At 58.1% G+C, this 18290-nt stretch carries 18 protein-coding genes; 1 reads left to right on the top strand and 17 read right to left on the bottom strand.

Translation table 11 applies throughout. From position 1 onward, the window contains the following. Positions 1-151: 151 nt before the first annotated feature. The 13 genes from lipA to leuS all read right to left on the bottom strand — a co-directional run bounded on the left by lipA (position 152) and on the right by leuS (position 13617). Positions 152-1117, bottom strand: a complete 966-nt coding sequence (lipA, locus tag AC6I8F_RS13770; RefSeq protein ID WP_058757902.1) for a lipoyl synthase — start codon at positions 1115-1117, stop codon at positions 152-154. Between the two features lie 176 nt (positions 1118-1293). Further along, complete coding sequence (gene lipB, locus AC6I8F_RS13765; RefSeq protein WP_278427522.1) at positions 1294-1944, bottom strand: lipoyl(octanoyl) transferase LipB; 651 nt, start codon at positions 1942-1944, stop codon at positions 1294-1296. A gap of 69 nt (positions 1945-2013) precedes the next feature. Then, positions 2014-2277 carry a DUF493 family protein YbeD gene (ybeD, locus tag AC6I8F_RS13760; RefSeq protein WP_010618866.1) on the bottom strand — a complete coding sequence of 88 codons (264 nt, stop codon included), beginning with the start codon at positions 2275-2277 and terminating at the stop codon, positions 2014-2016. A 93-nt stretch (positions 2278-2370) separates the two neighbouring features. Further along, positions 2371-3582, bottom strand: a complete 1212-nt coding sequence (dacA, locus tag AC6I8F_RS13755; RefSeq protein WP_021508587.1) for a D-alanyl-D-alanine carboxypeptidase DacA — start codon at positions 3580-3582, stop codon at positions 2371-2373. Between the two features lie 118 nt (positions 3583-3700). Further along, on the bottom strand, positions 3701-4801 hold the full coding sequence (gene rlpA, locus AC6I8F_RS13750) for an endolytic peptidoglycan transglycosylase RlpA (protein ID WP_132465575.1): 1101 nt from the start codon (positions 4799-4801) through the stop codon (positions 3701-3703). Positions 4802-4811: 10 nt separating this feature from the next. Next, entirely contained in the window at positions 4812-5924 is a 1113-nt protein-coding gene (gene mrdB / locus AC6I8F_RS13745) for a peptidoglycan glycosyltransferase MrdB (RefSeq protein WP_031279886.1), read from the bottom strand. An 8-nt stretch (positions 5925-5932) separates the two neighbouring features. After that, positions 5933-7837 carry a peptidoglycan DD-transpeptidase MrdA gene (gene mrdA / locus AC6I8F_RS13740; RefSeq protein WP_021508584.1) on the bottom strand — a complete coding sequence of 635 codons (1905 nt, stop codon included), beginning with the start codon at positions 7835-7837 and terminating at the stop codon, positions 5933-5935. A 34-nt stretch (positions 7838-7871) separates the two neighbouring features. After that, a complete protein-coding gene (rlmH, locus tag AC6I8F_RS13735) occupies positions 7872-8342 on the bottom strand; it encodes a 23S rRNA (pseudouridine(1915)-N(3))-methyltransferase RlmH (RefSeq protein WP_058757899.1) in 471 nt (156 codons plus the stop codon). A gap of 3 nt (positions 8343-8345) precedes the next feature. Beyond that, positions 8346-8663 carry a ribosome silencing factor gene (gene rsfS, locus AC6I8F_RS13730; RefSeq protein WP_021508582.1) on the bottom strand — a complete coding sequence of 106 codons (318 nt, stop codon included), beginning with the start codon at positions 8661-8663 and terminating at the stop codon, positions 8346-8348. A gap of 92 nt (positions 8664-8755) precedes the next feature. After that, positions 8756-9400, bottom strand: a complete 645-nt coding sequence (nadD, locus tag AC6I8F_RS13725; RefSeq protein WP_058769435.1) for a nicotinate-nucleotide adenylyltransferase — start codon at positions 9398-9400, stop codon at positions 8756-8758. Further along, a complete protein-coding gene (holA, locus tag AC6I8F_RS13720) occupies positions 9393-10424 on the bottom strand; it encodes a DNA polymerase III subunit delta (RefSeq protein ID WP_021508580.1) in 1032 nt (343 codons plus the stop codon). Before holA ends, nadD begins: the two co-directional genes overlap by 8 nt. Further along, positions 10421-11020, bottom strand: coding sequence for an LPS assembly lipoprotein LptE (lptE, locus tag AC6I8F_RS13715; protein ID WP_021508579.1), 600 nt, complete (start codon positions 11018-11020; stop codon positions 10421-10423). Before lptE ends, holA begins: the two co-directional genes overlap by 4 nt. Before the next feature lie 14 nt (positions 11021-11034). Next, the gene (gene leuS, locus AC6I8F_RS13710; protein ID WP_152391253.1) at positions 11035-13617 is read right to left on the bottom strand and encodes a leucine--tRNA ligase; all 2583 of its coding nucleotides are present in this window, start codon (positions 13615-13617) and stop codon (positions 11035-11037) included. A 221-nt stretch (positions 13618-13838) separates the two neighbouring features. On the opposite strand from leuS, the gene AC6I8F_RS13705 reads away from it, so the two are divergent. Then, positions 13839-14321, top strand: coding sequence for a zinc ribbon-containing protein (locus AC6I8F_RS13705; RefSeq protein WP_021508577.1), 483 nt, complete (start codon positions 13839-13841; stop codon positions 14319-14321). A 435-nt stretch (positions 14322-14756) separates the two neighbouring features. Here the strand turns inward: AC6I8F_RS13705 and AC6I8F_RS13700 are convergent, their stop codons facing one another. The 4 genes from AC6I8F_RS13700 to AC6I8F_RS13685 all read right to left on the bottom strand — a co-directional run bounded on the left by AC6I8F_RS13700 (position 14757) and on the right by AC6I8F_RS13685 (position 17955). Further along, positions 14757-15482, bottom strand: a complete 726-nt coding sequence (locus AC6I8F_RS13700) for an amino acid ABC transporter ATP-binding protein (protein ID WP_058757895.1) — start codon at positions 15480-15482, stop codon at positions 14757-14759. After that, positions 15483-16160, bottom strand: a complete 678-nt coding sequence (gltK, locus tag AC6I8F_RS13695) for a glutamate/aspartate ABC transporter permease GltK (RefSeq protein ID WP_021508575.1) — start codon at positions 16158-16160, stop codon at positions 15483-15485. Next, entirely contained in the window at positions 16160-16900 is a 741-nt protein-coding gene (locus AC6I8F_RS13690) for an amino acid ABC transporter permease (RefSeq protein ID WP_021508574.1), read from the bottom strand. The genes gltK and AC6I8F_RS13690 overlap by 1 nt, the downstream gene beginning before the upstream one ends. A gap of 161 nt (positions 16901-17061) precedes the next feature. Then, entirely contained in the window at positions 17062-17955 is an 894-nt protein-coding gene (locus AC6I8F_RS13685) for a glutamate/aspartate ABC transporter substrate-binding protein (RefSeq protein ID WP_021508573.1), read from the bottom strand. Positions 17956-18290: the final 335 nt, after the last annotated feature.

Below are 18290 nucleotides of genomic sequence, written 5' to 3'. Positions count from 1 at the left end.
ACCTTTATGAAAAAAACACTGAGAAAATAAAAAATAATAAACAGGCTCTTATGGCCTCAGCGGTTAAAGCGACAGATTTGCGACAGGAATTAAGCGGTTTAAGCAGAATTTTTGCGATTGCGCCGCAGCAGGGCGCAATCGCGGCAGGAGATTACTTCACTTCCAGGCCTTTGGCCTGCATATCAGCGTGATAAGACGAGCGGACGAACGGACCGCAGGCGGCGTGGGTAAAGCCCATCGCCAGCGCTTCCTCTTTCATCTCATCAAATTCAGCCGGGCTGACGTAACGCTGCACCGGCAGATGGTGACGGCTTGGCTGCAGATACTGGCCGAGAGTCAGCATGGTGACACCGTGGCGACGCAGATCGCGCATCACCTCGATGATTTCCGCATTGGTTTCCCCGAGACCGACCATCAGACCGGATTTGGTTGGCACGTCCGGATGCGCCTCTTTGAAACGCTCCAGCAGCTTCAGCGACCACTCATAGTTAGCGCCCGGACGCACCTGACGATAGACGCGCGGTACGTTTTCCAGGTTATGGTTGAACACATCCGGCGGCGTAGCCGTGAGGATCTCCAGCGCGCGATCCATACGCCCGCGGAAGTCCGGCACCAGCGTTTCAATTTTAATGGTCGGGCTTTTCTCGCGGATGGCGCTGATGCAGTCAGCAAAGTGCTGTGCACCGCCGTCACGCAGATCGTCGCGGTCCACCGAGGTGATCACCACATAGCGCAGCGCCATATCGGCGATGGTTTGTGCCAGCTTCAGCGGCTCGTTGGCGTCCGGCGCGTTTGGCCGACCGTGTGCCACATCGCAGAATGGACAGCGGCGGGTACAGATGGCACCGAGGATCATAAAGGTGGCGGTGCCGTGGTTAAAGCATTCGGCGAGGTTAGGGCAGGAAGCCTCTTCACACACCGAGTGCAGGCCGTTTTTACGCATCGCCGCTTTGATGCCCTGAATGCGGCTGGAATCCGCAGGCAGCTTGATCTTCATCCACTCCGGCTTACGCAGGATTTCCTGGCGTTCGGTGACCACGGTTTTTACCGGAATCAGCGCCATTTTGTCGGCATCGCGATACTTGACGCCACGTTCCATCTGAATTGGTTTACTCATAAATCTGCAGGTTCCGGTCGGGATTGCGATTTGAAAGCTTCCTCACTCAAACTGAGAACCAGGCTTTCAACTTTATTTGAAAAAATTGCAAAAATTATATCATCTCGCCGGGGCAGAAGCAGCCGATAAGCCGTGGCGAAAGTTACAATTTTGTAAATGCGCACGTACGGTCAAGGTCAGCACGCGACCTCATCATGCCATTCCGTATCGCTAAAGCCGGTCAGGCGCGCGAAATGCTGCACCAGGCGCGGCTGCACGTCCGCCGGCGTGATGCCGGGCCGGAAGGCGCTGATCTGCGTCATCTGCATGCCGGCATAGCCACAGGGATTGATGCGCAGGAAGGGCGCCAGATCCATCGCAACATTGAGCGCCAGACCGTGAAACGAGCAGCCTTTACGGATGCGCAGGCCGAGCGAACAGATTTTCGCATCGTCAACGTATACGCCGGGCGCATCCGCACGTGCACGCGCACTGATGTCGTAATCAGCCAGCGTAGCGATGACCGTCTCTTCCAGTGCGGTGACCAGATCGCGCACGCCCAGCTTGCGGCGTTTAACGTCAATCAGTACATACATCACCTGCTGGCCCGGGCCGTGATAGGTTACCTGGCCGCCACGATCGCTCTGTACCACCGGAATATCGCCCGGCACCAGCACATGTTCGGCTTTGCCCGCCTGGCCCTGAGTAAACACCGCGGGGTGTTCCACCAGCCAGAGTTCATCGGCGGTGGCGCTGTCGCGCCGATCGGTAAAGTGATGCATGGCATCGGAGACGGGCTGCCAGTCGCGCTGGCCAAGCTGACGAACAAGAAGCGTATTAGCAGACAAAGCAGAAGTCCGGTAGCGAGTGGAGGGCAGAGTATAACGCTGGCAAAGCGGCCTTTACCAGCGTCAGCATTACAGCACCATGCGCACGATTTCGATGTTGCCCAGCTCTTCGTACAGGGTTTCCACCTGTTCGATGTGGGTGGCGTTAATGGTGATCGAGACCGAGTGATAATTGCCTTTGCTGCTGGGCTTCACGTCAGGGCTGTAGTCGCCGGGCGCATGACGCTGCACCACTTCAACCACTTGATCAACCAGCTCCGGTTGCGCCAGGCCCATCACTTTGTAGGTAAAAGGCGTCGGGAATTCGAGCAGTTCATTCAGTTTGGTTTTCATATTAACTCCGGTGCATAAAAAACAGGCTCCCGCCGAAGCGGGAGCAATATAGTAGCTTATCTGGGGACGGATTGGCGATTTTTCAAGCGCGCCTTAGCCGAACCAGTGATGGAACATCAGTTTGATGTAATCGATGATGCGGCTGAAGAAACCGCCTTCCTGCACTTCGTTCAGCACCACCAGCGGACGCTGTTCGATGGTTTTACCATCCAGCTGGAAGTTGATGCTGCCCACGACCTGGTTTTTCTGCAGCGGCGCGTGCAGTTCGGTGTTGTTCAGCACGTAACTGGCCTTGAGGTCTTTCATGCGGCCGCGCGGGATGGTCAGGTAGGCATCTTTTTCCACGCCGAGCTGCACGCGATCGCTGTTGCCAAACCATACCGGCTCAGACGCAAACTCTTTGCCCGCCTTCAGCGGTGCCACGGTTTCGAAAAAGCGGAAGCCCCAGGTCAGCAGCTTTTTACTTTCGGTTTCACGGCCTTTGAAGGTGTGACCGCCCATCACCGCCGAGATCAGACGCATCTGGCCTTCGGTCGCTGACGCCACCAGGTTGTAGCCGGCGGCTTCGGTGTGGCCGGTTTTGATGCCGTCGACGTTCAGGCTGGTATCCCACAGCAGGCCGTTACGGTTCATCTGGCGGATGTTATTAAAGGTGAACTCTTTCTCTCTGTAGACCGCGTACTCATCCGGCACATCGCGAATCAGCGCCTGACCAATCAGCGCCATGTCACGCGCCGTACTGTACTGACCGTCAGCATCAAGACCGTGCACGGTCTGGAAATGGGTATTTTTCAGGCCCAGCGCGCCCACGTAGTTGTTCATCAGGTTAACGAACGCGTCCTGGCTGCCGGCGACGTAATCGGCCATCGCCACGCAGGCGTCGTTACCGGACTGCAGCACGATGCCGCGCGTCAGCTGAGAGACCGGTACGCGATCGCCCGGCTTGAGGAACATCAGCGAGGAGCCTTTGAACACCGGATTGCCGGTTGCCCAGGCATCTTTACCGACGGTAACAATGTCATCCTGATGGATTTTGCCCGCTTTGACTGCCTGGCCGATGACGTAGCTGGTCATCATTTTGGTCAGACTGGCCGGGTCGCGGCGCGCGTCCGCGTTCTTTTCCGCCAGCACTTTGCCGGAGTTATAGTCAATCAGCACGTAAGCTTCGGCATCGATGTCCGGCACGCCCGGAATCATGGTTTTCAGATTAACATCATCTGCAAAGGCAACGTGGCTGAGGGAGAGAGCGACCAGTGATCCCACTGTCAGGCGTTTCAGAAAACGAGAAGGTTTCAGCGTATTCATGTTCAGGACTACAGCATCCGTGGGGTTAAGAGTGAAAAAAGTGCCTTACTATAGCAAAGCTGCCATCGTGCGACATCTGGCTTTATGCCTCAGTGTCAGCAGGCAAGGGCACGGCCCGTCACATTGACGGGCGGGCCGTGGTAATAAAGGAGCTGATCTGCGCTTCAGTGCTCAGACGCTGCTGCAGCGCCGCGGCCTGAGCCCGGCTGCTGAAACCGCCAAGCTGCACGCGGTAGACGTTGCCATTGGCTTCAACCGCGCCGGGTACACCAAAGCGCTGGCCAAGGCTGTCCGCCATCTGCCGGGCGCGAGCGGCATCATTCAGGGCGCCAACCTGTACCACAAAACCGCTGCCGGCATGGGCGCTGGCGTTATGGCTGGCCGGAGCCGGACTCGCTGCCGCAGCCGCAGCCGGTGCGGCAGGGCTGGCGGCAACCGCTGTGGCCGGCGCGCTGCCTTCCAGTACGCCGCTGGCTAACGGCTGCGGTGCGCCGAGAAAGCCGCTGCTCTGCACCGGTGCACCGATGTTGCCGTTGCTCTGCAGTGAACTGTTATCCACCGCGCGGACGTCCTGTGCGGCAGGCGCTGGCGCGCTGCTGGCGCCGGTCATCACCATGCCGCCGCTCAGGTCAGGGCGCGCCGGCAGCGCATAGCTCTGTTTAGCCACGGTGGTGCCGATGGTGCCCGGGCCGGATACTGAACCGTCCGGCGCTACCTTGATGTAATCCACCCGCACGCGGGTGTTATTGGAAATATTCAGGCGATCGCCCGCGGCGCGCGACAGGTCGATAATCCGGCCCGGCGTATAAGGGCCGCGATCGTTGACGCGCACCACAATCTGCCGGCCGTTGGCCAGGTTGGTGACGCGCACGTAGCTTGGCAGCGGCAGGGTAGGGTGTGCGGCGCTTAACGCGTCCGGATCGTAGGTTTCACCCAGCGCGGTGCGGTTGCCCTGCGCCTCTTCGCCGTACCAGGTTGCCAGACCAACTTCACTGTAGTTAGACGGATCTTTAATCACCCGGTAGGTTTTGCCGTTGACGCTGTAGTCCTGGCTGGTAGAAGGATTGATCGGCTCATAGCGCGGCTCCACGCCGGGAATCTCCACCACCGGGCCATTGTAGGCCGGCTGCGGCGGGGCCGTGTTCGTCTGCTGTTCCGGTGTGGAACAGGCAGCCAGTACCAGTGATGCCAGAGCAACCCCAAGCCAGTCCTTACGCATGTGCAGCCTCTTAAACGCTTTTAGATAACATTTTTCGATGAGTGTGGATCGACATCACGATGCCAAATCCGGCCATTAACACAATCAGCGCCGATCCGCCGTAGCTCACCAGCGGCAGCGGCACGCCAACCACCGGTAAGATACCACTAACCATGCCAATGTTAACGAAAACATACACAAACAGAATCAGCATCAGGCCGCCGGACATTACGCGACCAAAGGTGGTTTGCGCGCGTGCGGCAATCACCAGCCCGCGCATGATCAGCAGCAGATAAAGTACCAGCAGCAGCAGGACGCCCACCAGGCCGAGCTCTTCCGCCAGCACCGCGAAGATAAAGTCGGTGTGACGTTCGGGCAGAAACTCCAGCTGCGACTGGGTGCCATGCAGCCAGCCTTTGCCGCGCAGGCCGCCGGAGCCGATAGCAATCTTGGACTGAATAATGTGGTAGCCGGCACCGAGCGGATCGCTCTCCGGATCGAGCAGCATCATCACACGGTCGCGCTGATAATCGTGCATCAGGAAGAACCACAGAATCGGGATGAACGCCGCCACCAGCAGCACGGCCACGCCAATCAGCTTCCAGCTCATGCCCGAGAGGAACAGCACGAACAGGCCGGAGGCGGCGATCAGAATGGAGGTACCGAGGTCCGGCTGCGCCGCTACCAGCAGCGTCGGCATGAAAATCAGCACCAGCGCGATGCCGGTGTTTTTCAGCGTTGGCGGGCAGACATCGCGGTTGATGAAGCGAGCCACCATCAGCGGCACGGCGATTTTAGCGATTTCCGACGGCTGGAAGCGCACAAAACCGAGATCCAGCCAGCGCTGTGCCCCTTTACTGATGTGGCCGAAGGCATCGACCGCCACCAGCAAAATCACGCAGACAATATAGAGGTAGGGCGCCCAGCTTTCATACACGCGCGGCGGCACCTGCGCCATCACCAGCATGATGATGGTGCCCATGGCAATCTGCCCGAGCTTGCGCTCCATCATGCCCGGATCCTGGCCGCTGGCGCTCCAGATAACAATGGCGCTGTAGGCCAGCAGGCTGATGATGATCAGCATAAACAGCGGGTCGATATGGATACGCGTCCAGATCGTTCTTTTCTGGGGACTATCGTTCATCGACATCGTTATTCACCTTCGTAGCCGGGCGGCATGGGTGCGGCTTCTGGCAGCACGGTATTGTTGTCGCCCAGCATTATGTGGTCGAGAATCTGGCGCATCACGGTGCCTACCGCCGGGCCGGCACCGCCGTTTTCCAGAATCATGGTGACGGCGACGCGCGGCTTGTCGTACGGCGCGAAGGCGGTCATCAGCTTATGGTCACGCAGCCGTTCGGCAATCTTGTGCGCGTTGTACGTCTCATTCTCTTTCAGGCCAAACACCTGTGCGGTACCGGATTTCGCCGCAATCTTGTATGGTGCGTCGGCAAAGCTTTTGTGCGCGGTACCGTTGGCGCGGTTGGCCACGCCATACATCCCGTCTTTGGCGATCTCCCAGTAGCCGGAATGAATGTCGCCAATCGGCGCATCCGGCGGCTGGCGATACGGCACCATGCTGTTGCCTTCACGGGTGGCACGCAGCAGGTGCGGCACTTTAATCACGCCGTCGTTAATCAGGATCATCAGCGCTTTGTTCATCTGCACCGGCGTCGCTGTCCAGTAGCCCTGGCCGATACCGACCGGAATGGTATCGCCCTGATACCACGGCTTTTTGAAGCGTTTCATCTTCCATTCGCGCGTCGGCATGTTACCGGGGCTCTCCTGCGGCAGGTCGATACCGGTACGGTGGCCGTAGCCGAATTTGGTCATCCACTCCGACAGGCGGTCGATGCCCATGTCATAGGCCACCTGATAGAAGAAGGTATCCGCCGACTCTTCCAGCGATTTGGTAACGTTGAGGCGACCGTGGCCCCACTTTTTCCAGTCGCGGTAGCGTTTTTCCGAGCCCGGCAGCTGCCACCAGCCCGGATCGAACAGGCTGGTATTGCGGTTGATCACGCCGGCGCTGAGCGCAGAAACCGCCACATAAGGTTTAACCGTGGAGGCTGGCGGATACGATGCCTGCAGCGCACGGTTATACAGCGGGCGGTTCTCATCGCCGAGCAGCGCCTTATAATCTTTACTCGAAATACCATCGACAAACAGATTCGGATCGTAACTGGGTGTGGAGACCAGCGCGAGAATCTCACCGGTGCGCGGATCGCTCACCACCACGGCGGCGCGGCTGCCGGTCAGCAGGGTTTCGATGTACTGCTGTAGCTTGAGATCGATGGTCAGCCAGATATCGCGTCCGGCCTGCGGTGACTGCTCATGCAACTGACGGATCACGCGACCGCGGTTGTTAACTTCCACCTCTTCGTAACCGGTTTTGCCGTGCAGCACATCTTCGTAATAGTTTTCGATGCCGAGCTTACCGATGTCGTGGGTGGCTGCGTAATTCGGCCATTTGCCTTCTTCATCAAGGCGCTTGACGTCACGATCGTTGATTTTCGAGACGTAGCCCACCACGTGCGTCAGCGTCTGGCCGTAAGGGTAGTAGCGGCGCTGGTAGCCTTTCACTTCCACGCCCGGGAAACGGTACTGGTTCACTGCAAAGCGCGCGACCTGCACTTCATTCAGGCCGGTTTTGACCGGAATGGAGGTAAAGCGGCGCGAGCGCTTGCGCTCTTTTTCAAACGCATCGATATCGTCGTCGGTCAAATCCAGCACCGGCCGCAGATCCTGCAGCGTCTGCTTCAGATCATCGACTTTTTCCGGCACCAGCTCGGCCTGGTAAATGGTGCGATTGAGCGCCAGCGGCACACCGTTGCGGTCATAGATGATGCCGCGGCTGGGGGCAACCGGCACCAGTTTGATGCGGTTTTCGTTTGAACGGGTGCTGTAGTCGTCGAAGCGCAGGATCTGCAGATGATACAGATTGACCACCAGCACGCTGGAGAGCAGCAGGATGCCGACAAAGGCCACCAGGGCGCGGCGGACAAACAGTTTCTGTTCGGCAGTGTAATCGCGAAAAGCGTTGCTCTGTAATTTCATCCGCTGCGTTTATTGTCTGGAGGTTGTCAGGCGTTTATTCACGGTGATAAGGGTGATTAGTGGTAATACTCCAGGCGCGATACAGGCTTTCCGCCACCAGCACACGCACCAGCGGGTGCGGCAGCGTTAACGCGGACAGTGACCAGCTTTGCTCGGCTGCCGCTTTACACGCCGGCGCCAGGCCTTCCGGCCCGCCAATCAGCAGGCTGACATCACGCCCGTCCAGCTTCCAGCGCTCTAACTGCTGCGCCAGCTGCGGCGTTTCCCACGGCTGTCCGGGAATATCCAGCGTCACAATGCGGTTGCCTTTGCCCACCGCCGCCAGCATCGCTTCACCCTCTTTTTCCAGAATGCGTTTGATGTCGGCGTTTTTGCCGCGTTTACCGGCCGGCACTTCAGTCAGCTCAAACGGCATATCTTTGGGAAAGCGACGCAGGTACTCCATGAAACCGGTCTGAACCCAGTCGGGCATTTTGGTGCCGACGGCGACAAGCTGCAGTTTCAACGTTTAGCTCCAGAGCTTTTCCAGCTCATACAGCTGGCGGCTCTCTTCCTGCATCACGTGCACGATCACTTCACCGAGATCGACCACAACCCAGTCAGCAGCCGCTTTGCCGTCGACGCCGAGCGGTTTCAGGCCAGCCGCGCGCGATTCCTGCATCACATGGTCAGCGATGGAGGAGACGTGACGGTTGGAGGTCCCGGTACAGATAATCATGCAATCGGTGATACTGGATTTGCCCTGCACATCAATCGCAACGATGTCCTGGCCTTTGAGATCATCAATCTTATCAATAACGAACTCTTGGAGTGCTTTGCCTTGCAAAAGGTTCCCCTTAAAAACAGGTGATTATGGGCAGGCTGAATGCCCCGGAAAACGCAGCCAAAAATGAAGCGGCGCAGTATAGCACGCGGCGATCAATCGCGATATAAGCCCGCGCGATCGATGTAGTCGATCACCGCCGCTGGCAGCAGATCGGCGCAGTCCTGGCCATGATGGCGGCGCTGGCGAATCTCAGTGGCAGAAATGTCGAACAGCGGCGTATCGGCCAGCCAGATGTGGCCTGCCGGCGCGCGATGCAGCTGCTGCACCTCATGCGCGCGGTGCGCATCCAGCCACTGCTGCATCTCTGGCGTAGCCATCTGCGCGGCGTAGCCTGGACGCTGACAGACCAGCAGGTGACACAGCGACAGCAACTCCTGCCAGCGATGCCATTTTCCTAACGTTAGCAGAGAATCCTGACCGATGATAAACCCGAGGGGCTGTTGTGCGCCGCGCTCGGCGCGCAGGGTTTCCAGCGTGTCCACCGTCCATGACGGCGTGGTGCGCGTCAGCTCGCGCGTGTCGATATCAAACAGCGGACGATCGGCAATGGCGCAGCGCAGCATCGCCACGCGCTGTTGTGCGCTGGCTTCCGGCTGTGGCCGGTGCGGCGGCACGTTGTTTGGCAGCAGCGTCACTTTTTGCAGGCCAACCTGCTGCGCCAGCGCGGTGACCGGACGCAGATGGCCGTAATGAATGGGATCGAAGGTGCCGCCAAACAGCGCGTAAAGGTCAGACATCAGTTAAACCCAGCGGAAAATCACGATGGCACAGCAGCAACGACAGCGTCTCCAGCTGCGGCCACAGATTCTGACCGTAGTCCTGCTTCATGGTCAGTTCGAGTTGAGCCAGCAGATGCACCGCTTGCTGCAGCCGTTGCGCATCCAGTCGCTGCAGCGCTTCAGTGAACAGGGCACGGCGGTTCTGCCAGATACGTTGTTGATCCATCAGCGTGCGCAGCGGCTGCTTCGCCTGCTGGCGTTGCAGCTGCAGTAGCGTCAGCAGATCGCGCTGCAGCGTGCGCAGCAGAATCACCACTTCGCTGTCCTCTTTTTGCAGCTGACGCAAAATGTGCAGCGCGCGTTTGCTCTTGCCGGCCAGCAGAGCATCAACCCAGTGAAACGGCGTGAAATGCGCGGCATCGTTCACCGCTTCTTCCACGCGGGGCAGCGTCAGTTTGCCGTCCGGCCACAGCAGCGACAGCCGCTCCAGCGCCTGGGCCAGCGCCAGCAGATTACCTTCATAACAGTAGCAGAGCAGCTGAATTGCCGCGTCATCAATACTCAGCTGCAGGGCTTTCGCGCGGGCGGCCACCCAGCGCGGCAGCTGCGCCTGTTCCGGCGTCTGGCACGGCACCAGCACCGCACTGGCGCTGAGCGCTTTGAACCACGCGCTGTTTTCCTGCGCTTTGGTCAGCTTCGCCATCCGCAGCACCAGCATAATGTCGCTGTGCAGCAGCGCCGCCAGTTTCACCAGCTGTTCGGCGATGGCGGCGTTGGGGCCGTTTTCCGGCAGTTGCAGCGTCAGCGTCTGGCGCTGTGTGAACAGGCTCAGCGACTGACAGCTGGCGAAAATCGCCTCCCAGTCAGTCTGCGCATCAACGCTGACGGAAAAATGCTCGTCGAAGCCCTGCTGAGCGGCGGCAGCGCGGATGGCATCTGCGCTCTCCTGAATCAGCAGGGGTTCATTACCGGTGAGAAAATAACAGGCGCGCAGCCCCTCTCGAAGCTGCGCGCGCAGTTGCTCAGGATAGATCCTGATCATTGCAGACTGGTGGCTGACGAGGAGGGCACTTCCGGTGAGTCCGCGCCTGGCGCAATCACTTCAGGTTGCGGCAGCGTCTCTTTGTTGCTCTCCTGCGCGGCGTGTACCGTCAGCAGCTTACGTACCAGCTGCTCGGCGGCACGCTGACGCATCTCCTGCACAATCATATCCTGCTCGGCATCCTTCGCCAGCGCGGCGTTCGGGTTGTCGAAGAACGAACGGTACACCGTGGTGCTGATCGGATAAATGCCTTTACCCGGCAGCAACACCTGCGCGCTGACGGTCATCACCAGCGAGTATTCCGCGGTGGTGCCGCTGATGAATACCGACGCGGTGTCGCGTCCCTGACTCTCCGCGCCGAGACGCAGCGTCGGGTATTGCGCACTGGCCGCTTTGCTGTCTTCAACGATTTTGACATCGTTGATGCGCAGTTGCTGACGCACGGTGCGCGCCAGCGGGCCATACGGATCGCCGCTCTGGACGATCAGCGTTTTCATTTCCGGTGGCACCTGCGTGGTGCCGCGCGGATGAAAACCACAGCCGGCAGTGACCAGCACTGCAAGCAGGACAAACAGCCTGATAACGAGTTGTCGCACAGTTCCTCCTGAACTTAACCTACGACCAGGTTAAGCAGTTTGCCAGGGACATAAATCACTTTACGAAGGGTGACGCCATCCAGATATTTCGCCACCAGATGCTCCTGTGCCGCACGCGCCTGCACCTGTTCCTGCGTCGCATCCGGCGCCACGGTAATTTTACCACGCACTTTACCGTTGACCTGCACCACCACCAGCAGCGAATCCTCAACCATTGCCGCTTCATCGGCAACCGGCCAGCTGGCGTCGTCGATGCTACCTTCGCCACCCAGTGCCTGCCACAGCACGTAGCTGGCGTGCGGGGTGAATGGGTAGAGCAGGCGCGTTACGGCGACCAGCGCTTCCTGCATCAGGGCGCGATCCTGTTCGCTCTCCTGCGGCGCGCGCAGCAGTTTGTTCATCAGCTCCATGATCGCCGCAATCGCGGTGTTGAAGGTCTGACGACGGCCGATGTCATCCGCCACTTTGGCGATGGTTTTGTGCAGATCGCGACGCAGCGCTTTCTGCTCATCGTTGAGCGCGTTGACATCCAGCGCCACGGTCGCGCCTTTGGCCACGTGATCGTACGCCAGCTTCCACACGCGTTTCAGGAAGCGGTTAGCGCCTTCCACGCCTGACTCCTGCCACTCCAGCGTCATTTCCGCCGGGGAGGCAAACATCATGAACAGACGCACGGTATCTGCGCCGTAGCGCTCAACCATCAGCTGCGGGTCGATGCCGTTGTTTTTGGACTTCGACATTTTGCTCATGCCCGCGTAGATCACTTCGCGGCCCTGATTGTCGATGGCTTTGGTGATGCGGCCTTTTTCGTCGCGCTCGACGTTAACGTCAACCGGAGAAACCCAGTTGCGCTCGCCGTTGGCACCGACGTAGTAGAAGGCGTCTGCCAGTACCATGCCCTGGCACAGCAGGCGTTTGGCCGGCTCGTCAGAGTTGACCAGGCCCGCGTCGCGCAGCAGCTTGTGGTAGAAGCGGAAATACATCAGGTGCATGATAGCGTGTTCGATACCGCCCACATACTGATCGACCGGCAGCCAGTAGTTCGCTGCCGCCGGATCCAGCATGCCTTCGTTGTAGTTCGCACAGGTGTAACGCGCGTAGTACCACGATGATTCCATAAAGGTGTCGAAGGTGTCGGTTTCACGCAGCGCCGGCTGACCGTTGACGGTGGTTTTCGCCCACTCCGGATCGGCTTTGATTGGGCTGGTGATACCGTCCATGACCACGTCTTCCGGCAGAATTACCGGCAGCTGATCTTCTGGCGTTGGCATCACGGTGCCATCTTCCAGCGTCACCATCGGAATTGGCGCACCCCAGTAGCGCTGACGTGACACACCCCAGTCGCGCAGGCGATAGTTTACTTTACGCACGCCGACGCCTTTGGCCGCCAGCGCATCGGCGATGGCGTTGAAGCCAGCGTCGTGGTCCAGACCGTCAAACTCGCCCGAGTTGAACAGCGTGCCTTTTTCGGTCATCGCCGCGGCGCTGATATCCGGCACGGTACCGTCGAGGTTGAGCACCACCGGTTTGATGTTGAGATCGTATTTGGTGGCGAATTCCCAGTCGCGCTGGTCATGACCCGGTACGGCCATTACGGCACCGGTGCCGTACTCCATCAGCACGAAGTTAGCGACCCAGACCGGAATCTCTTCGCCCGTCAGCGGATGGATAGCGTGCAGGCCGGTGGCCATGCCTTTCTTCTCCATCGTGGCCATGTCCGCTTCGGCGACTTTGGTGTTGCTGCATTCAGCAATGAAGTCAGCCAGCGCCGGGTTGTTGACGGCAGCCTGACGCGCCAGAGGATGACCGGCTGCCACGGCGACATAAGTTGCCCCCATGAAGGTGTCCGGACGGGTGGTGTAAACCGTGACTTTTTCCGCGCTGTTGGCCACGTCAAAGGTGATCTCCACACCTTCAGAACGGCCAATCCAGTTGCGCTGCATGGTCTTGACCTGCTCCGGCCAGTCTTCCAGCTTATCGAGGTCGTTGAGCAGCTCTTCGGCGTAATCGGTGATTTTCACGAACCACTGCGGGATCTCTTTGCGTTCGACTTTGGTGTCGCAGCGCCAGCAGCAGCCATCGATCACCTGTTCGTTCGCCAGTACGGTCTGGTCGTTCGGGCACCAGTTGACTGCGGAGGTTTTTTTGTAGACCAGACCTTTTTCGTACAGTTTGGTGAAGAACCACTGTTCCCAGCGGTAATACTCAGGCTGACAGGTCGCCAGTTCGCGACTCCAGTCATAGCCGAAGCCCAGCAGTTTCAGCTGGTTTTTCATGTATTCGATGTTGTCGTAGGTCCAGGGTGCTGGCGCAGTGTTGTTTTTCACCGCCGCCCCTTCGGCGGGCAGGCCAAAGGCATCCCAGCCAATCGGCTGCAGGACGTTTTTGCCCAGCATGCGCTGGTAGCGCGCAATCACATCGCCAATGGTGTAGTTACGCACGTGGCCCATGTGCAGGCGGCCAGAAGGATAGGGCAGCATAGACAGGCAATAGTATTTCTCTTTGCCTTCCTGCTCGGTCACTTTGAAGGTTTCGTTTTCGTCCCAGTGCTGCTGGACGCGGGATTCTATCTCTTCCGGGCGGTATTGCTCTTGCATGGCTGCCTGTGGTCCTTGTGAAATCGTTTTTTAAACACTTTTGATCCGCATAGCATACCCATAAGGCCGCCCCTCAACAACAATTGACGCCCTCCGGCGGCGTGATTTGTGCGGAATGCGCCAGCGCTTTCACCCTTTTGCGATTTCCTCTGCGCTAAGCGCAGCAAATATGGCAAAGCGGCTAAACTTAACTCAGCATCCGCAGCGGAAAGGAGAACAAAATGAATAATGTGGCGCAGGAGTATCGTGCAACCGTAGCAGCATTAACCCAGCGGCTGGAGCGTGGCGAGCGTGATGTCGACGCACTGGTCGCCGAGGCGCGCAGCGCGCTGCTGCAGAAACAGACGCTGACCACCGCCGAAGTCGACGAGGTCATGCGCGCGGTGCGGCGCGATTTGCACGAGTTCGCGCTCAGCTATCAGGAATCCAGCGAAGCGCTCGGCGATTCAGTGTTTCTGCGGGTGATCCGTGAAAGCCTGTGGAAAGAGCTGGCCGATATCACCGATAAGAGCCAGCTGGAGTGGCGCGAAGTGTTTCAGGATCTGCGGCATCACGGCGTGTATCAGAGCGGCGAAGTGGTGGGTCTGGGTAACCTGGTGTGTGAAAAGTGCGGCTTTACCCGGGCGATTTACACTCCGGAGAGCCTGACGCGCTGCCCGGAGTGCGGCCACGATCAGTTCCAGCGTCAGCCGTTTGAGCCCTGAATTATCACCGTGCTCTGTAGCAAAAAAAGTATTGCTGATGAAGGCGTGCGGACTGTCAGAAGGGAACCTGAACACGCCCGGATCGGCAAAACCCGCATCCCTGCGTGCCTCGACACGCGGCATCCCTGCCGCGTGACGTCCGGCTTAGTTCAGGATCCCTTCTGCCGTAAAAAAGCAGGTGCGGCGGTATGAGTGCATTTGTCACCGCGATGATGAAGCTTAATGATGCGCAAGGCATAGCGCCTTGCGGCAGCCTCCGCGCCAGGGAAGGCGCGGCGGCAGGCTCCAGGAGGATTCATGCCGGTGCGGCAAGACGCTATGCCTTGCGCAGTCGGGTACCGCATCACAGCAGCAATATATCGATTTTGGTGAAGTGCAGGAGGGGCAAGATAAGCCCTGATGCTGGCGGTCCGTGGACCGCCAGAATTGTGAGTATTAGTGCAGGATTTTCGCCAGGAAGTCTTTGGCACGGTCGGACTGTGGATTGCTGAAGAAGTCATCCTTGTTGGTATCTTCAACGATCTTCCCTTCATCCATGAAAATGACGCGATTCGCCACTTTGCGTGCAAAGCCCATCTCGTGCGTCACCACCATCATCGTCATGCCTTCGTTGGCTAACTCCACCATCACATCCAGCACTTCGTTGATCATCTCCGGATCCAGTGCGGAAGTCGGTTCATCGAACAGCATGGCGATAGGATCCATGCACAGCGCACGGGCGATGGCGACGCGCTGCTGCTGACCGCCAGACAGCTGACCAGGGAATTTCTCCGCATGCGCCGCCAGACCCACGCGCTTCAGCAGGGCAAGGCCCTTGTCGCGTGCGGCAGTTTTGTCGCGCTTCAGCACTTTCACCTGCGCCAGCACCAGGTTATCAATGATGCTGAGATGCGGGAACAGTTCGAAGTGCTGGAACACCATGCCCACTTTGCTGCGCAGTTGGGCGAGATTGGTTTTTTTGTTGTTCACCTCGGTACCGTTCACCTGAATGCTGCCCTGCTGCACGGGCTCCAGCCCGTTCACCGTTTTAATCAGCGTCGATTTACCGGAGCCGGACGGTCCGCAGACCACCACTACCTCACCTTTCTTCACTTCGGTGGAGCAGTCGGTCAGCACCTGAAAGTGCCCATACCACTTAGAAACATTTTTCAGGCTAATCATTTAAACCGTCCTTTTTCTTTTCAGATAACTTACCAACAGCGAAGCGCTCAGGCTGATCACGAAGTAGACCAGACCGGCAAACAGAACCATTTCTACCTGGGTACCGTCACGTTCACCGATGGTGGACGCGGTGCGGAAGAAGTCCGCCAGGCTTAACACATACACCAGCGAGGTGTCCTGGAACAGCACGATGCCCTGCGTCAGCAGCAGCGGCACCATGGCGCGGAACGCCTGTGGCAGGATGATCAGCTTCATCGACTGCCACTGCGTCATACCCAGCGCCAGCGCCGCGTTGGACTGGCCGCGCGAGATGCTCTGGATACCGGCGCGGATAATCTCCGAGTAGTAAGCGGCTTCAAACAGCGCAAACGCCACCATGGCGGAGATCAGGCGGATATCGGTTTTTGGCGACAGCCCAAGCACCTGCTGCAGGAAGCTGGGAACCACCAGATAGAACCACAGCAGCACCATCACCAGCGGCACCGAGCGGAACAGGTTCACGTACAGTTTGGCGAACCAGCGGATCGGGGCGAACGCGGACAAGCGCATCACCGCCAGAATGGTGCCCCAGATAATGCCAAACACTACCGCCACCGCCGTGATTTTCAGCGTAATGATCATGCCGTTCAGCAGATAGGGCAGGCTGGGCGGAATCGAACTCCAGTCAAAATCGTACATTATTTGCCTCCCAGGTTGCCGGGCAGGCGGATTTTGCGTTCTACCAGACTCATAATCAGCATGATCACCAGGTTAATACCGACGTAGGCCAGGGTGATAGCGGTGAAAGATTCATAGGCATGCGCCGAGTAATCCAGCAGCTTGCCCGCCTGCGCCGCCAGGTCGACCAGACCGATGGTAGAGGCGATGGCGGAGTTCTTCACCAGGTTAAGCATTTCCGAGGTCATCGGCGGCACAATCACGCGGTAGGCGTTAGGCAGCAGCACGTAGCGGTAGGTCTGCGGCAGCGTCAGGCCCATCGCCAGACCGGCGTTTTTCTGGCCGCGCGGCAACGACTGAATCGCGGCGCGCACCTGCTCACACACGCGTGCGGCGGTGAACAGACCGAGACAGATGGTTGAAGAGAGGAAAAACTGGATGTTCGGGTCCAGTTCAGCCTTAAACCACATGCCGAGCTTCTCCCCGACCAGTTCTGGCGCCACCAGATACCAGAAGAAGAACTGCACGATCAGCGGGATATTACGAAACAGCTCCACGTAGCAGGTGCCAATCGTGGACAGCCAGCGATTAGGCACGGTACGCAGAATGCCAAAGAAGGAACCTACCAGGAAGGCGATAATCCAGGCGCAGCAGGAGACCGCGACGGTCACCTGAAATCCGGACCACAGCCAGCCGAGGTAAGTCGTATTGCCGAACGGAGCCTGCTGTAAAAAGATGCCCCAGTTCCAATCGATACCCATAACGAGCTCCGGTAAAAAAAGGGTAGCGAGGCTACCCATAAGATTGTTGAGCGGTGTCTTGTGTCCTGCTTCAGGGGAACGGCCTGTTACAGTCTGTCTGTCCGCACCGCGTGTTCAGCAATCGAGAGGGCAGCAGTGCCGCCCTTGTTTTCATTGTTAATTCAGAGTGCTTTGTCGTTCGGTGCTTTAAACAGCGCCTGCATGTCAGAAGACAGCTCGAAGTTCAGGTTCAGGTTCTTCGGCGGAATTGGCTGTTTGAACCAGGTATCGAACCATTTGGTGGCTTCACCCGACGTCTGCGCTTTGGCGATGGTGTCATCCATCAGCTGTTTAAACGGCGCATCGTCTTTACGCAGCATGCAGCCGTAGGCTTCTTTGGACTGCGGCGTGCCAGTGATTTCCCAGTTATCCGGTTTCTTCGCCTTGGCTCGTTCACCGGCCAGCAGGGCGTCATCCATCATGAAGGCCACTGCGCGACCGGTTTCCAGCGTGCGGAACGAGTCACCGTGATCTTTCGCGCTGATGATGCGCATATCCATTTTCTTCTCGTCATTCAGCTTGCGCAGCAGAATCTCAGAGGTGGTGCCCGAGGTGACGACCACGGTTTTGCCTTTCAGATCGGCGAAATCTTTGATGTCGCCACCTTTCTTCACCAGCAGACGCGTACCGATGATGAAGATGGTGTCAGAGAACGCCGCCTGCTGCTGACGCTCTACGTTGTTGGTGGTCGAGCCACACTCGAAATCGTAGGTGCCGTTCTGCAGCAGCGGGATACGGTTTTGCGAGGTGATCGGCAGCATTTTGACCTGCAGATCCGGCTTATTCAGTTTCGCTTTGATGGCGGCAACGATGGCGTTGGAGTAGTCCTGTGAGTAGCCCACCACTTTCTGCTGGTTGTCGTAGTAAGAAAACGGAACGGATGACTCGCGATGCCCAACGACAATCACGCCGCTATCGTTAATCTTTTTCAGGGTACCGGTGAGATCTTCCGCCTGGGCCGCGCCCGCTGCTGCGCCTAACAGCAGAAGCGATAATGCCACTTTGCGAATCTGCATGTTCCTACTCCTTCGTGTGAATGTTGCGCAGAACATAAACTGCGCAGATTGTGATGTTGTGTGTATTTCCTGCTGCTTTTTTAATTATCCCTTAGCGCAACTGCGCGCAGGATAGTGATTAACATAGCGAATTGTTAACGTAATGAAACAAAAAAGTTTGTTTTTTGCGAGCCGCTCCGCACCAATAAGAGGCAAAAAACAGCCTCTGCGCCAATTAAGTGCGCTTCGGTGCCAGATAATAGTGCGCAAACATGGCATTACGCTGACAAATCACCGATGTTGCTAAAACCACTGAAATAATTAGCAATGATCGTGCCAGTACGCGGAGAGCGGAT

Source organism: gamma proteobacterium symbiont of Axiagastus rosmarus, from assembly GCF_059730925.1.
This window is presented reverse-complemented; position numbering and strand designations above follow the sequence as displayed.